General features: G+C 71.7%; 11 protein-coding genes. 7 read left to right on the top strand and 4 right to left on the bottom strand.

Annotated elements, in window-relative coordinates:
* Positions 1 to 15 precede the first annotated feature (15 nt).
* A complete protein-coding gene (gene eccB / locus ACQEVZ_RS25390; protein ID WP_433370775.1) occupies positions 16 to 1,323 on the top strand; it encodes a type VII secretion protein EccB in 1,308 nt (435 codons plus the stop codon).
* Here eccB and ACQEVZ_RS25385 read toward each other — a convergent pair.
* The gene (locus ACQEVZ_RS25385; protein ID WP_354889448.1) at positions 1,310 to 2,107 is read right to left on the bottom strand and encodes a DNA adenine methylase; all 798 of its coding nucleotides are present in this window, start codon (positions 2,105 to 2,107) and stop codon (positions 1,310 to 1,312) included. The two genes, eccB and ACQEVZ_RS25385, sit on opposite strands and share 14 nt — an antisense overlap.
* 126 nt (positions 2,108 to 2,233) lie before the next feature.
* On the opposite strand from ACQEVZ_RS25385, the gene ACQEVZ_RS25380 reads away from it, so the two are divergent.
* Together ACQEVZ_RS25380 and ACQEVZ_RS25375 are read left to right on the top strand one after the other, a co-directional pair.
* On the top strand, positions 2,234 to 2,551 hold the full coding sequence (locus ACQEVZ_RS25380) for a WXG100 family type VII secretion target (RefSeq protein WP_344509052.1): 318 nt from the start codon (positions 2,234 to 2,236) through the stop codon (positions 2,549 to 2,551).
* Between the two features lie 16 nt (positions 2,552 to 2,567).
* Entirely contained in the window at positions 2,568 to 2,864 is a 297-nt protein-coding gene (locus ACQEVZ_RS25375; protein WP_360564049.1) for a WXG100 family type VII secretion target, read from the top strand.
* Positions 2,865 to 3,049: 185 nt separating this feature from the next.
* On the opposite strand, the gene mycP is transcribed toward ACQEVZ_RS25375, so the two are convergent.
* On the bottom strand, positions 3,050 to 4,297 hold the full coding sequence (gene mycP, locus ACQEVZ_RS25370) for a type VII secretion-associated serine protease mycosin (RefSeq protein ID WP_433370770.1): 1,248 nt from the start codon (positions 4,295 to 4,297) through the stop codon (positions 3,050 to 3,052).
* 181 nt (positions 4,298 to 4,478) lie between these two features.
* On the opposite strand from mycP, the gene ACQEVZ_RS25365 reads away from it, so the two are divergent.
* Positions 4,479 to 8,801 carry an SseB family protein gene (locus tag ACQEVZ_RS25365; protein WP_433370767.1) on the top strand — a complete coding sequence of 1,441 codons (4,323 nt, stop codon included), beginning with the start codon at positions 4,479 to 4,481 and terminating at the stop codon, positions 8,799 to 8,801.
* Positions 8,798 to 9,160: a hypothetical protein gene (locus ACQEVZ_RS25360; RefSeq protein ID WP_433370764.1), complete on the top strand. Its 363-nt coding sequence runs from the start codon at positions 8,798 to 8,800 to the stop codon at positions 9,158 to 9,160. Before ACQEVZ_RS25365 ends, ACQEVZ_RS25360 begins: the two co-directional genes overlap by 4 nt.
* A 67-nt stretch (positions 9,161 to 9,227) precedes the next feature.
* On the opposite strand, the gene ACQEVZ_RS25355 is transcribed toward ACQEVZ_RS25360, so the two are convergent.
* Together ACQEVZ_RS25355 and ACQEVZ_RS25350 are read right to left on the bottom strand one after the other, a co-directional pair.
* A complete protein-coding gene (locus ACQEVZ_RS25355) occupies positions 9,228 to 10,508 on the bottom strand; it encodes an IS110 family transposase (protein ID WP_433370761.1) in 1,281 nt (426 codons plus the stop codon).
* A 265-nt stretch (positions 10,509 to 10,773) separates the two neighbouring features.
* On the bottom strand, positions 10,774 to 11,697 hold the full coding sequence (locus ACQEVZ_RS25350; RefSeq protein ID WP_354889439.1) for an alpha/beta fold hydrolase: 924 nt from the start codon (positions 11,695 to 11,697) through the stop codon (positions 10,774 to 10,776).
* 117 nt (positions 11,698 to 11,814) lie between these two features.
* Between ACQEVZ_RS25350 and ACQEVZ_RS25345 the strand changes: the two genes are divergently transcribed.
* Both ACQEVZ_RS25345 and ACQEVZ_RS25340 read left to right on the top strand, forming a co-directional pair.
* Entirely contained in the window at positions 11,815 to 12,897 is a 1,083-nt protein-coding gene (locus ACQEVZ_RS25345; protein WP_354889438.1) for a C45 family peptidase, read from the top strand.
* Between the two features lie 278 nt (positions 12,898 to 13,175).
* The gene (locus ACQEVZ_RS25340; protein WP_433370757.1) at positions 13,176 to 15,149 is read left to right on the top strand and encodes a DUF1800 domain-containing protein; all 1,974 of its coding nucleotides are present in this window, start codon (positions 13,176 to 13,178) and stop codon (positions 15,147 to 15,149) included.
* Positions 15,150 to 15,165: the final 16 nt, after the last annotated feature.

Below are 15,165 nucleotides of genomic sequence, written 5' to 3'. Positions count from 1 at the left end.
TTTCGGAGGGGCTGCATGGCGTCGCGGCAGGACCAGCTGCATTCGTATCAGTTCATGGTCCAGCGGGTCGTGGCCGCGTTGGTCATGCGCGAGGGCGACCCGCCGAGATCGCCGTTTCGGCGCGTAGCAGGGGCAACGCTGGTCGGCGTGCTACTCGCGGCGCTCGGCATCGGAGGCGCCGCGGCTTATGCGCTGATCGTCCCCGGCACCTCCGGCAAATGGCGCGACGAAACAGCGATCATTGTGGAGAAGGAGTCGGGCGCCCTATTTGTGTATCGCGACCAACGCGTCCATCCAGTCCTGAATCAGGCGTCCGCGCTGCTCATCATCAACCGCGCCGGAGCGAAAACCGTGTCGGTCGGCAGGAAGGCGCTGGCCGGGGCGCCCCGCGGCGCGCCGCTCGGCATTCCGGGCGCGCCCGCGTCGCTGCCGCCCGCGAAGAGCCTCCACCGCGGGGCGTGGGCAGTCTGCGCGCAGCAGGGCGAGTCGGTGCTGTTCGTCGGCGCGAACGCGCCACGCGACGGCGCGCCGCTCGGGACCGGGGCGCTGCTGGCGAAAGGAACGACAGAAAGCCTGTACCTGGTCGTACACGGGCGAAAACACCTCATCAGACAGCCTGGGAGCGTCCTGCCCGCGCTGGTGTGGTCGGGACGCGGCCAGGCCAAGGTCGCCCAGGCGCTCCTGCACGCCATCCCATCAGGCCCTGACCTGGTCGTCCCCGACATCGCCGACCGCGGGCGCAAGGTCGCCGCGGGCACGGTCGGGCAGCTGTTCGAGGTCCGCACCGGGGACAGGGCCGACGCGTTCGTCGTGACGGCCGGCGGGCTCGCCTCGGTGACCCCGCTGCAGGCCGCGCTCCTGCAGGTCAGGCCGCAGCCGCTGACACCGGGGGAGTTCGCCGCGCTGGTCGGGGACCGGCCCGTCCACCCGCTCGCGTCCGGCGCCGGCCTGCCCTCCGAGGTGCCTGAGCTTCTCGACGATGTCTCCGGCGTCGCGTGTACGACCAGCGAGGCCGCCATCACGACCGGCAACACGCTGCCCGACCTCGGGGCCGCACTGCAGACGTCCTCGGCGTCGGCCTCGGGCGCGGTGCTGGCCGACCGGATCGTGGTGGCGCCGGGTGGGGGTGCGCTGGTCCGTACCGACTCCGGAAACCTCACACTGATCACCGATCTCGGCCGCAGGCACGCCCTTCCCGTGGCGGGCGTCCTGTCCGGCCTCGGCTATCAGGGCGTGGAGCCGGTCATGGTGCCCGGCGAGTTCGTCGCGCTGCTGCCGGCCGGACCGGCGCTCGACCCGGAGGTCGCGCTCAGTAGTTCGTGAGGATCAGGTCCGAGCTGGCCCGCGCGTCGGACCGCAGGTTGATGTCGCGGCGCGTGGCCATCGTCGTGGCGGTGAAGTCGCCGTAGATGCGACGGGTGGCGTCGGTGTCGCTGTTGGTCATGGTGATCAGGACTCCGCGTCCGGTGGCGGCCCGCATCGCGGCGGCGAGGCGCTCGTGGTCCGTGTCGCGGAACTGCCCCGGCGTGTACCGCTTGAAATCCGCGAACCCGCCCTCGGGCAGATACGGCGGGTCGAGAAACACCCAGTCGCCCGCCGCCGCCTCACGCAGCGGCTCCTCGAAATCGCACAGCCGGATGTCCACCCCGGCGAGTGCCGCCGACGCCGCGAGCAGCGTTTCCCGGCGATAGTACGGGCGGTCGTAAGCGCCATAAGGTGCGTTGAACCCGCCCCGCCGATTGACCCGCCAAAGCCCGCGAAACGCGGTCTTGTTGAGGTAGATCACCCGGGCGGCCCGCTCGATGTCGGTCAGATCGTCGGGATTCTGCGCCCGGACCGCGGCGAACCGCTCGGCCGTGTTGGGCAGCGCGTCCAGCCGCCGCATGACCGCTTCCGGATGCGCGGCCACGGCGCGGAAACAGGCGACGAGCTCGGGATTGGCGTCCGACAGCACCGCCTTGGCCGGCCGCAACTCGAAGAACACCGCGGCACTGCCCATGAAGGGCTCCCAATAGCGCCCCGTGAACGGTGGCGCCATCGCGATCAACTGCGTCGCATACCGGGTCTTCCCACCGGCCCACTTGATGAACGACCGGCCATCCGCCACGCGCACCATCGTAAAGGAGCGGCGAAATGCCGGAAGTTATCCACAGGGAGGAATTACGTCTGGTTGCGGATCGGTGACTGCCGATACGGTCGGCGAGTCCGCGACACGAGAGACGGGGTGAGCACCGTGGCACAGACGACACAGGCGCAGCAGGCCGAGCTGCAATCGGCGGCACAACGGTTCGAGCAGGTCAACGGCGAGCTGCAGACCATGCTCAGCACGCTGATGCGCGAGCTGGAGACGACGAGGACCGGCTGGCAGGGCGCGGGCGGCCGGTCGTTCGACACGGTCAAGCAGGCATGGCACCGCGACCAGGACACGCTCAACAAGAACCTGCTGGAGACCGCCGAGGGCCTGCGCTCCACCGGCCGCAACTACGAGGTCTCCGACACCGACGCCGGCGCCCGCTTCCGGGGCATCGGCACCAAGCAGCTGCCGCTCTGAGCCGGGGGAGACACTCATGGACGACACACTGGTGGTCAACTTCGCCGCCATGGACCACGCCGGGCAGTCCATCCAGAGCGCGCTCAACACGCTCACCGCCCGCCTCGACGAGGTCTCACAGCTCGGCCGGCGCCTGACCGCCGGCTGGCAGGGCGAGTCCCAGCAGGCGTACGCCGCCCGCCAGGCCAACTGGGAGCGCGCCGGCGCCGACCTGGCCGCGACGCTGCGGGAGATCAAGGTCGCCCTGGACGAGTCCATGCGCCGCTACCTGGAAACGGAGCAGCGCAACAGGCACCTGTTCCCCCAGCGCTGAGGCGCCCGGAGGACGGCCCGGTCCGCACCTGCTCGCGGACCGGGCCCCTGCCATGCCCGTCGCCTCGCGGTTTGCGGGCAGGTTCGACGAGCGTCGGGGGTCGCCCCCGGCGCTCGCCGGTTTGGGAGAGGCCCGTGTCTTTCGTCCGAAGGGAAGCGAACGGCACGGTGTTTCTGGTCGGGTTGTCAGCGGCGCGGGGTGAAGGCGGGGGCTGAGCGGTCGGGAGTGGTGTCGGTGGGTTCGGGGAGGCGTTGGAGGCCTGGGCGCCAGCGGCGGTTGCGGCCGCGGGGCAGGACGACCGCGGCCAGCAGGAGCAGCGCGGCCGCGCCGGTGGTCAGGGCGGCGAGGAGGAGCGTCCGGTGCTCGGCCGCGGCGCGCTCCGCTGCGTGTGCGTCCGTGGCGATCGGAGGGAGTGGCCGGCCGGCGCGGGTCGGATGGGCGCCGGTCTCCTCTGTCAGTGCGCGGTAGGGGTTCAGCACGCCGGCGCCGTAGCCCGGGCCTGCCGTGCCGCCGTCGGCGGTTGCCGTGAGGCGGGCGGCGATCTCCTGTGCCGTCAGTTCCGGGTGGTACTGGCGGAGCAGGGCTGCCGTGGCGGCGACGTACGGCGTCGCGAAGCTCGTGCCCTCCACCATGGCGAGGCCGCGGGGTGGGGAGGTCGTCACGACGCGGCCGCCGGGGGCCACGAGGTCGACGTACGGGCCGGTCTGCGAGCCCGGCAGGCGCTGGCCGTCCGGGCCGATGGCACCGACGCCGATCACACCGTCGTACGCGGCGGGGAACGGGGTCCGGTTGCCCTCCGCGAACCTGTTCCCAGCTGCGGCGACCAGGACCACGTCGCGCGACACCGCGAAGCGGACCGCCTCACGTACGCCGGGATTGTCCTGGTATGACACGAGCGACAGGTTGATCACCCCGGCGCCCAGCTCGACGGCCGACCGGATCGCCGCGGCGACGCCTGCTGGGGTGCCGCGCCGGCCGGCGGTGCTGCCGTCCTCGAGCTCGACCAGCTCGCTCACCCGGATCGCCAGGATCGTCGCGGCCGGGGCGAGGCCCCGCAGCGGTGAACCGGCGACGGGGCGCGCGGCGATGATGCCCGCCACGCCCGTGCCGTGGCCGACGCAGTCGACCAGCGAACCGCCCTCCTGGAACTGGTCTGGACCCTCCCGTACCGCGCCCTGGAGCTGCGGGTGCCCGGCGTCGACACCCGAGTCGACGACGGCGACCGTCACGCCGTGGCCGTCGGCGAGGGGGTCGAGCTTGCGGTGGTCGTACATCTGCGAAGGCCAGGGAAGCGAGGTCGGGGCGGGCGCGGGTGGCCGGATCGGGGCCGGGCAGGCAGATGGAGCGTGCGCCTCGACCGTCGGAGGTGCGACAAAGAATGCGACGAAGCAGCATGAAACACTCAGAAAGGCCGTTCTGACGGCTCCTGGCATGCGCAGATCGTAGTCGTTCGACCCTCGGACGGTGACGCTCGTGAGACAGGCCTGGGTTCGGAGGCGGTTGGATCGCTATGCTGGCCGGAGCGCTTGCAGGGTCGCACCCCTCGGATTGCCGTGGCCGTATAGGTTAAGTTTCGCGAGCGCGGCGGTTCCGAGCCCGACAGAGGGGGTGGCCGTGAGCGAGTGGCAGCCGGCCACCGAGGCTGAGGGCGCCATGCGTGACGCCCTGCGCGCCAATGACCAGGAGCAATACTTCCGCATCCTGGCGCGGACGGACATCTTGCTGCCCATCGCGCCCGAGGGCGTGCAGAGCGGCGACTCCGGCTGGGGCACCTGGACGACCGAGGGCCGCACGCACGTGCTGGCGTTCACGTCGCCCGAGGCGCTCCGGGAGTGCCTCGCCGGGCATCCGGGCACGCATCGGCGGGTGCCGTTCCGTGACCTGTCCGGCATCTGGCCCAACGTCGAGTGGTGGCTGGCGGTCAACCCCGGCCTGCCCATCGAGGGCTACCTGCCGTCGTGGTTCGTGACCCAGATCACTCGCGGCGACGTCCGGCTGCCCGGGCGCACGCTCGGGGCCCGGGCGAGGATCGAGCAGGCGTCCGGCCCGCGGGCCAGGGCGACCGCGCAGGTGCCGGTCCGCGGCGTGCCCAACCAGCCCGCCCCGACGCCGATCGAGCGCCATCGCATGAAGGCCGCCGAGTCGTCGTCGCCCGCACCGACCTCCGCGCCGCCTGGTTCCGGGCCCGGGGCTGCTGGAGCGGGCGGCGCCCGGTCCGGGATGCCTGGTGCCGGCGCCGGTGCTCCGGGAGCCGGAGGTTCGGGGGCCGGTGGGTTCGCGGGCGCGGGGCAGTCGGGGCTCGCCGGGCGGTCGCCTGCGGGGCCGCCGCCGAGGCGGGACGTGCCGCCGCCTGACGTGGCGCCGCCCGGGGCGTTCCTGCCGACGCGGGCCGATCGGCCGATCAACTACGAGCGCACGACTGGGGCCGCGGGCTATGACCGGCCCGCCGACTTCCGCCGTCCCCGGCCGCCGGTGACGCCCGCTGCCGCTCCGCCGCCGACGGGCCGGTCTGGGCTCTTCGACGATTCGGACCGTTCGTCGCTGGACGTGCCGGGCGAACGCGAGCTTTTCGGCGACCTGCAGTCCGAGGCGCCCAGCCGCGCGCCGGGCTGGTCACCTGGTGCCGACACCCGCCCGGCAGCGCAGTCCAAGTCGTCCGGCCTGCCGATGCGCCCGACGTCGCCCGCTCCCGGGTCCGCCGGTTCGTCTGGTCTGCCCATGCGGCCCGGTGCCGGTGAGTCCGGTGCGTCGGGCTTCGCGGGGCGTCCGGGTGGTGCCGAGGCTGGTCCTGGTGGCCTGCCGATGCGCCCGACGTCACCTGCTCCCGGGTCCGCCGGTTCGTCTGGTCTGCCGATGCGACCCGGTGCGGAGCCTGGTGCTTCCGGGCTGCCCACGCGGCCCGGTGGCGAGTCCGGCCTGCCGACGCGGCCTGGTGGTGGTGAGTCCGGTCTGCCGATGCGGCCGACATCGCCGGCGGGGGGCTTGCCGTCGCGGCCGTCCACGGCGCTTGGTGGTGGCTCGGCGTCCGCTCCCGGGCGACCGCAGTCCGGTGGCCTGCCCTCGCGCGGTGCTGACGCTCCTGGGCAGGACGACCGTGAGGGCGATCCGCGCCGGTACTGGCCACGCCGCGAACCCGCACGCAGCCTCGGCGAGATCTTCACCGAACACGCCGACCCGGTGATCCCGGCGGCGTGGCAGCCGCCCCCGGACCTGCCGCTGTCGACCGCTCCGCCGCTGCCGACCCGCCAGCCGGGTGGGCGCGGCGAGGCTGACGTGCCGGCCGCGTTCAGGTCTGGAGAGGGCGGCTCGCTGCCGTCCCGGCCGACCCCCGGTGGCGGCTCGCTGCCGTCGCGACCCAGTGTCGGCGAAGGTCCTCAGCCCGGCGGTCCGGGCGCTCTCCCGCAGCGGCCCGCTGGTCAGGGCGCGCCGGGTGGGTTGCCGGTGCGTCCCGGGCTGGTCGACCCCGGCGCGTTCCGGCCCGGTGAGAGCGCACCGCGTGAGGGTGGGTTCCCGCAGCCTGCGCCAGGTGGGTTCCTGGGCGGGCGGGACAGGGACGAGGAGCCCCGCCCGGGTCAGGGCGAGAGCGGGCCGCAGGAGCAGGGCGGTTTCCTGTCCGCACCCGCGGGGTCCCGTGCCGAGGAGCCGCGGCGGCCGCAGACGGAGCCGCCGTTGCCGTTCGACCGGCCGGTGTTCGACCGGCCAGGGTTCAGCCGGCTGGACATCGAGGCGCCCGAGGTCGATGAGGCGCCCGCGCCCGCCGACGAACCTGCCGCGCCGGTGGACGAGCCGAGTTCGCTCTTCGGGCCGGTCAAGGGGCGAGCCAAGGCCGCCGGGTTCGGGCGGGTCTCGGACCTGGACGATCACCCGTTCTTCGCCGATGCCGAGCCTTCCGGGTTCGACATGCCGGGCCGCTCGTCCGGGCTGTCCGACCGCGCGCCGCACGAGCAGGTGCCGTGGGGCCCGGACGCGTTCGAGCAGAGCAACGGCGACCAGATGGCCCGGGAGATCGCCGCCCAGCAGGCCGCCCGCGAACAGGAAGCCCGCGAGCAGGCCGCCCAAGAGGCCCGCGAGCAGGAAGCCCGTGAGCAGGCCGCACAGGCCCGCGAGCAGGAAGCCCGGGACCGGGCCGCTCAGGAGGCACGCGAGCAAGAAGCCCGGGAGCAGGAAGCCCGGGAGAGGGCCGAGCGCGAAGCCCGTGAGCGGGCCGCCCGCGAGCTGGCCGAACAGGAAGCCCGGGAACAGGAAGCTCGGGAGCAGGAGGCATGGGAGCGGGCCGAGCAGGAGCGGGCCACGCAGGAGGCCGCCCGGGAGCTGGTGGCCCAGCAGGCCCGCGACCTCGAAGCGCAGGAAGCGGCCCGTGCGCAGGCAGAGCGGGACGCCGAGGCGGCGGCCGCCCAGAGCACGTTCGAGCCGTGGCGGCCGTCCGACGAGGCGACAGGCCTCGACCTGGCGGCCGAGCTGCGGGCGATCGAGGAGCGCGCCGCCCAGGCCAGGGCGGCCGAGGAGCAGGCCGCCCGCGAGCTGGCCGAGCAGCTGCGGGCGATCGAGGAGCGCGTCGCCCGGTCCAGCGCCGTCGAGGACGCCCGCCGCCGCGCCGAGGAGGCCAGCGGCCGAGCCACGGCAACGTCTGAGACAGGCAGCGGTGCCGCGTTCAGCCACGCCGACGCCGACGACGCGGTAGGCAGCTGGACCGGCGCGCAGGACACCCCCCGAGGCGACAGCGAATCGACCCAGGCGATCGGCCGGCCCGCTGAAGACACCCCGATCTCGTTCTTCGCCGCCGGTGCAGCCGCCGGTACAGCAGCCGAAAACGCAACGGGAGCGGCGCCCTCGCACGAGGTGAGGTCCTTCTTCGAGTCGGTCTACGAGCCCGAGCTCGTCGACGAGCCGCCGGTGCGGCTGCACGCCGAGGTCGTCGACGCGGAGGTCGTCACCCCGCCCGCGACGGTGCCGGTGAAGTCGGCCGCGGCGCAGGCGCGGGACTTCCGGCCGGCCAACACGGTCGAGCAGGACCTGTTCGAGGCGGTGCAGGCCAACAGCACCGACCGGTTCCTGTCGACGCTGCTGCTGGCCAAGGTCCTGGTGCCGGAGTGGAACGGTGAGGGGCTGATCGACCCGGCGTCGTGGCGGACCGAGCACATGAACGGCCTGCCGCACCTGGTCGTGTTCACGTCCGCGGAGCGGATGGCGGACCGGCTCGGCGCGGACACGCAGGGTAGCTGGATCAAGTTCACGCGGCTGATCCGCAACTGGCCGCCGGGGGACCAGCTGGCGTTCGCGGTCAACCCGGACTCGCCGACCGGGGCGGTGCTGCCGGGCACGGAGGTCGTGCAGCTCGCGACGTGGGCCGCCGAGCTGGGCCTGGGCGTCGACGAGCCGGAGCCGGTGCAGCCCGCGGCGGCGGCGAGCCCCGTGCAGCAGCCGAGGCCGGCGTTCGAGCCGCCGGCGGCCAGCGGGCCGCTGCTGATGCAGAAGCCGATCTCGCCCGAGCAGCTGTCGTACTACCTGGAGCGCGGCTACGACCGGGTGTCGGGCTTCGTGCACCGCGCCGGCGAGGTGGCGCATCTGCAGACGCCGGAGCAGCTCTATCAGGCGCTGGGTCTGGGGTACGCGGGCTCGTCGTTCAAGCCGGACGCCGAGGAGGCGTACGTGCTGCGCTGGAAGGCGTACCGCGGCGACCTGTACCGGATCCCTTACGGCGGGTCGCACGAGGCGGGGATGCGGGCGATGGAGGGCTGGGTCATCGAGCGCCCGCCGTTCCGGGGCAACGGGTTCGCGCCGAGCGAGACCAGCGACGTGATCGCCGAGTTCAAGGTCGACAGCGCCCGGCTGCCGCACCACGCGGAGCTGTGGCGGCTGCGGCGCGACGGCAGGCAGGAGCTGATCGCCCGCCTCGACGCCGACGGGCCGGCGTGGCGGAAGGGCCAGGAGCTGTGATCCGGGACGGTTACGCGGCCCGCTGGCAGGGCGCGGAGTACGAGGCCAGCCCGGACGGCGACAACGTCCGCCTGTACCGGCCGGATCCGAGCGACGGATTCGAGGAGGTGCGACCCGGGCGGTTCCGGCGGGTGGTGCCGCTCGGCGAGGTCGACTTCGCGTACGTCCGCACGACGTGCTTCTGGCGCGACGAGCCGTTCATCGTGCTCGGCGAGCACGACGGATGGCTGCGCGTCGAGTACACCGGCGGCAAGGCGACCGTGGCCACCGAGCTCGGCCTGGAGGAGTTCGACTACGGCGTGTATCAGGGCTGGGCCCCCCGCGCAGACGTCAGCGAATTACGGGAATATCGGGTCTAGTCCGAAAACTGAGGGTGAGTGGGCGTGCGGCAGCTCCCGGCGATGCCGGGACCTGCCGTATGTTGCTTCACGCTGCTTGTGGTTGGGGTCGTTCGGCGGTGACGGTGTAGCCGAGGGCTTCGAGTTGGCGGATGTGGTTGCGGGCTCGTCGCTCGGGGTTGATCCGGCTGTCGTAGAAGTCGGCGCCGAGGTCATGGAAGGTGGCCTGGGCGTCGCCGAGGATGTGCCAGATGACGATGAGGGTCGACCGGCCGATAGCGACGATGGCCCGTTTCGCGCCGCGTCTTCGGGCGATGCGACGGTAGCGTTCACCGAGGAAGGTCGGGGTCCGGGCGGCGCTGACCGCGGCCTGGCCGAGGGTGCGGGCCAGGTAGGGGTTGCCGTGTCCGGTGGCGCTGCTGCCTTTCTTGCGGCCGGCGGATTCGTTGACCTTGGGTGAAAACCTGGCCCAGGAGGCCAGGTGGGCCGGGGTCGGGAAGCGGCTCATGTCGGTCCCGATCTCCGCGATGATCGCCCGGGCGGCGATCGCGCCGACACCGGGGATCTGCTCAAGCCGGGTCGCCGCTTGCGCGAAAGGGGCGATGCGGACCTCGATCTGGGCGTCGACGTCGGCGATGTCGGCCTCGATCGCGTCGATCCGGGTGAGCATCTTGGCCAGCAGGAACGCGTGATGTTCGCTGAACCGGCCGACGAACGCTTCCTCCAGCGTGCCGATCTTGCGGCGGAGGGTCGAGCGGGCCAGCTGCGCCAGCCGGCCCGGATCGCGTTCACCGGCGATCAGTGCAGCCATCATGGCCCGGCCCGAGACACCGAAGATGTCCGAGGCGACCACCGACAGCTTGATCTGCGCGTCCTCCAGCAGCTTCTCGGCCCGGTTCTTCTCCGCTGTCTGCGCAGCGACGAGATCGACCCGGTACCGGGTCAGGTCCCGCAGCATCCGAATTTCCGGCGGTGGCACGAAACTGGGCCGCAGCATCTGCCGTTCGGCGACCTTGCACAACCACACCGCATCCAACCGGTCGGTCTTGGGCCGTCCCGGCAGATGCTTGACGTCACGGGCGTTGACCAGCCACGTCTGGAACCCGGCCGCCTCGAGGAGGTAGAACACCGGCTTCCAGTAGTCGCTGGTCGCCTCCATCACCACCCGCGTCACACCGAGCTGCCGCAGCCGGTCGGCCATCCGCAGCAACGACCTCGTCATGGTCGAGTAGGTGTCGACCTCCTGCAGCCGCCGACCCGGCCTGGCCGGGTCGGGCAGCCGGGCGCAGCACACGAGCGTGGCCTTACCAATGTCCAGCGCGGCGATCCGCTCGATGATCTCCTCGCGCTCCTGCGTCTCCTCCAACACGTGGCCCTCCCTGCCCACGCCGAACCGTGCCAAGGCGTCGCCCGCGGCGGCCACTGAGGGACAGCGAATCTAGTCCTCGTGCTCGAAGCAACAGTGAAGGGCCCATCAGCGTGACCACCAGCATCCGACTAGCCCACGGCCTGGAACGAACCAAGAAGACACGACGTCAGCGGGCGACCCCACCACGGCACCACCAACCACCCACACACCGCAAGAGACGAATGCAGTTTTCAGCCCGGAACGGGCCGCCAACCGGCGAACGGGACTAGCCCGTTTTGATCCACCGCAGGATCTCCCCGGTCACGAGCTCCGGCTGCTCGAGATGCGGGAAGTGCCCGACATCGGGGATCAGTCGCCACTCGTACTCGGCCTGCGCGTAACGGCCCGAGCCCTGCGCGGTCCGCGGCAGCACCGCCGTGTCCAGCGCGCCGTGCAGCTGGAGCACGGGCGCGGTGATCGGCGTCTGGAGCTGCTTGACGAAGCGGTACCCCTGCAGCCGCAACGCCGACCGCGCCGCCCACCGGTAGGTCTCCAGGGCGCAGAACGCCGCCTGCGGGATGCGCATCGCCTGCCGGCAGCAGTGCTCGTAGTCGCGGTACTCATCGGTGCCGACCCACGCCGGCCCGCCCCACATCGCCAGGTACTCGCCGACCAGCGCGGCGTTGTCGCGGGTCAGCACGTGCTCGAAGCGCGGCAGCTGAAACTTCAGCACCGGTCGCGCGGCCGCGAGCTGGCCGCGGGGGTCGGTCGCGAGCGCCGCCCGCAGCCGCAGCGGGTGCGCCGCGCCGAGCACGACCAGGCGCCGGACCAGCTTCGGGTGGAATGCCGCCGTCGCCCAGCCGATCATGCCGCCGTACCCGGCGCCGACGAGGTGCGCGGTCCGCTCGCCGAGCGCGCGGATCAGCCCGGCGACGTCACCCGCCATCGTGTACCCGTCGTAACCGCGCGGTGGCTTGTCGCTCGCACCGTAGCCGCGCAGGTCGACGGCCACCGCCCGGAAGCCGGCGTCGGCGATCGCGCTGAGCTGGTGGTGCCATGCGTACCAGAACTCGGGGAAGCCGTGCAGAAACAGCACGAGCGGACCGGTTCCGGCCTCCACGACGTGGAACCTCGTGCCGTTGGCGCTGACGAAGCGGTGCGACCACGGCCCGTCGAGCATGACGCACGTGTCGTCTACCGCGGGGTTCATGTAGCTCAGCGTAGGGCCCCGGAGCCCGGATCCCTGCCAGGCGACCGGGTGTGATCCGCCGCTCCGGGGAACGCCGAGGGTTCTCGGCAGGGGTGGGTCACGCTTAGCGTGCAGCGCATGAGCCTGCCGTTGCCGCTGATCGAAGTCTCGGGCACACCTGGTGAGTGTGGCGTCGCTTACGGTGCTGCCGCCCGTTCGATGATCGCGGCGAACACCGCCAACTACATCGAGCGGTTCGCGGCGACGGGGCTCGACCGCCCGGCCGTCCGGCGCGCCGGCAGCCTGTTCCGCGCCGCGTCCCGGCAGCACGCCCCCCGCGTGGCGGAGATGCTCGACGGTGTCGCTGAGGGTGCCGGTGTACCGGTGGAGGAGATCTACGCCCTCAACGCGCGCACGGAGCTGCTGTACGGCAACACGGAATGCACCTCGATCGGCGTGCTGGACGGGCGGACGGCCTCCGGTCACACCCTCCTGGCGCAGAACTGGGACTGGCACCCGGCGCAACGCCCGTACACGCTGCTGCTGGCGACCCGGGACGAGCGTGGATCGACGGTGCTCACGCTGACCGAGGCCGGCATGCTGGCCAAGACGGGGTTCAACGACGCCGGCCTGGGCGTGTGCGTCAACATGCTCACCAGCGACCGCGACGGCCGGCCCGGCGGCGTGCCCTATCACGTCCTGCTCCGCGCCGTGCTGGAGGAGGACGTGCTCGGCACGGCGCTGCGGGTGGCGTGCTCCACGCCGCGCAGCGCGAGCATCAACCTGCTGCTCGGTCAGGCGTTCGCCGCGGGTGTACCGGGGGAGCTGATCGATCTGGAGGTCGCTCCCGGTGACGTCGGCGTGCTGCATCCGGTCGACGGCGTGATCACCCACGCCAACCACTTCGAGGCGCTGCCGACGGTGCGCGACACGTTCCGCGACTTCGGCGGCTCGTCGTTCTTCCGCGGCGCCCGGGCGCGCCGCCTGCTCGGCACGCTCCCTGTGGATGAGAAGCACCTCCAGGCGGTGCTCGCGGACCACGGCGGCCACCCGCAGGCGATCTGCCGGCACGACGTGAACGCGCCGACGGAGGAGGACCGCTCGGAGTCGCTGTACGCCGTGATCCTCGACCTCGACGAGCGCCGGATGTCCATCGCCGCCGGCCCGTCGTGTCAGGCCGACACGTATCACGAGGTCCGACTAACCGGACTTTTCGCCTGACCGCTGCGGTGCAGAACCACCTTAAATGTATCTGTGCTGATGAGGCTGTTCCGGCGGCCGGCCGCTGCCGTCAGAAGGCCTGTTTCCGCAGCTCAGCACGGTTAAGCCCGGCAGGTCCCCGGTGATCTTCGCGGTGGGTGGTCGCGCGACTCCTTAAGTCCTGGTCAGAGCGCTTCATACGCGGCTTGTCGGTGCTCTTGGCACCTACTACCTTCCCGATCGACGCACGTGAGCCCCCACCTCGTCGGAATCGGGATTTGTAGATGAACGAGCGAGACGTGCCGAGACGGCGCCCGGGACAGGGCCCTGACGGTAATTACGACCCGTACGCCGACTCGTACTACGAGTCCGGCTACGAGGACCAGACCGGCAGCGGCCGGCGTGGTTACGACCGCGCCATGCCCGCCGACCGCGGCGGCTCGGGCCCGCACTTCTACGACCCCAGCACCACCGCCCGCAACTACGGCGCGGGCCTGCCCGACATCGATGACGAGGACTTCGACGACGAGCAGCCGTCGAACTGGCGCCGCCGCACGGCGATGATCGCCATCGGCGGTGGAGCGGCAGCCCTCATCGGTGGTGGCGCCTACGCCGTCACGCAGTTCTTCGGCGAGGGCACCCAGCCCTCCAACGTCGGCGCCGAGACGCCCGTCGACACCGCCGCCCCGGCGTACGTCGACCAGAACCAGAGCCTGATGAACGGCCAGGCCGGCCTCGGCATCCGCAAGAACACGCCGACCACGGGCAACTCGTTCGGCACCCCCGCCGACGCCGCCAAGAACGCCAAGGTCACCGCGAAGACCGTGCTGCCGACCAAGGACCCGGTCCGGCACCTCGCTTCGCGGCTGACCTTCGGGCCGAACGCCAAGACGATCGCCGACATCAACAAGCTCGGCATCAACGGCTGGATCGCCAAGCAGCTGAAGCCCGAGACGATCCCGCTCACGCGCGGCGAGCAGAAGGCCGACGCCGAGCTGGTCACCTGGGCCATGTCGTACGAGCAGCTGAAGGCCCAGCGCGAGGACCTGGACAAGAAGGGCATCCAGGCCGACGACCAGAACGTCCGCTACGCGATCGCCAAGCAGCTCTTCTCCGACCGCCAGCTCTTCGAGATGATGGTCGACTTCTTCGGCGACTACTTCCACGTCGCGGCCTTCCACGACGGCAACGAGCTGATCCGCGCCTCCTTCGAGCGCGACGTCATCCGCAAGCACGCGCTGGGCAACTACGTCGACATGTTCGTCGCCGGCAACAAGCACGCGGCGCTGCTGCGGTACCTCGACCAGGACGAGTCGACCAAGGACCAGATCAACGAGAACCTCGCCCGCGAGAACCTCGAACTCTACACGGTCGGCGCCTTCAACGGCTACACCGAGACCGACGTCCGGCAGGCCGCCATGCTGCAGACCGGTCGCAGCATCCGGGACAACCAGTACGTCTACCGTCCGGAGCAGCACTACGTCGGCCCCGTGAAGATCATGGGCTTCTCGCACCAGAACCCGACCGCTGAGGGTGGCGAGGCCGTCCAGGAGGCGTACTTCCGCTACATCGCACTGCACCCGAACACCGCGCGGTACATGGCGCAGAACCTCGCGACCCGCTTCGTCTCCGACGTGCCGCCGAAGACGCTGGTCGACGCCATGGCGAAGACCTACCTGGACAAGAAGAGCAACATCCCGGCCGTGCTCATGACGATGCTGAGCCGCACCGAGTTCTGGGAGTCCGTCGGCCAGAAGGTGCGCCGCCCGGGCGAGTACCTCACCGCGACCTACCGCGCGCTGGGCATCGGCGCCGAGGCCCCGGCCGGCTTCACCTCCAACAACATGAACGTCAGCCCGATGGTCCAGGGCCTCGGCGACATCAAGCGCAAGCTGGAGGAGTACGGCCACGCCCCGATGGAGCTGCCGACCCCCAACGGCTACCCGGACGTCTACGTCGCCTGGACCTCTGCCGGCACGATGGTCAACCAGTGGAACGACGCGTACGGCGCCGTCACCGGCGGCCGCCGCCAGTTCACCTGGCAGAAGCCCGAGGCGATCATCGCCGCGCCGCCGGCGACCGCGGGTGCCTACCTCGACGCGCTGACCAAGAAGCTCATCAACGTCACGCTCGACAACGACCGCCGCCTGGCGATCCTGCACATCCTCGGCCCGGCGACGACCGCGAGCACCCCCGTCGACGCCACGTTCAACGGCGCGATCGCCTCCATCGTCCGGGCGATCTTCGCCACTCCCCACCACCACCTCCGGTAAGTCGAGGCATACCAAT

This window comes from Dactylosporangium sp. CA-152071, from assembly GCF_050936335.1.
GTDB lineage: Bacteria > Actinomycetota > Actinomycetes > Mycobacteriales > Micromonosporaceae > Dactylosporangium > Dactylosporangium maewongense.
Note: the sequence above shows the minus strand (reverse complement) of the source record. Positions and strands in the feature narration are given on the sequence as shown.